The following is a 265-nucleotide window of genomic DNA, read 5'->3' on the forward strand; positions in this document are numbered from 1 at the left end:
TGCTCGACCGCGTCTGGATCCACGGCCGCGCCGACCAGTACGTGCCGCGCTGCCTCTCGCTCAACAGCGCGCACACCGCGGTGGTCGACTCCTACCTCTCCGACTGCCACACGCGTGGCGGCGAGGGTCAGGTCATCAGCGGCTGGACGACCCCGGGGCCGCTCAAGATCGAGAACAACTACCTCGAGGGCGGCACGATCGGCGTGCTGTTCGGCGGCGCGGACCCGTACATCCAGGGGCTGATCCCGTCGGACATCACGGTGCG

1 protein-coding gene is annotated in these 265 nt (G+C 69.4%); it reads left to right on the top strand.

The genetic code is table 11. From position 1 onward, the window contains the following. A partial coding sequence (locus tag rosag_RS25375) for a hypothetical protein (protein ID WP_284352992.1) occupies nucleotides 1–265 on the top strand: 265 nt, incomplete at both ends.

Source organism: Roseisolibacter agri, assembly GCF_030159095.1.
Classification (GTDB): Bacteria; Gemmatimonadota; Gemmatimonadetes; order Gemmatimonadales; family Gemmatimonadaceae; genus Roseisolibacter; species Roseisolibacter agri.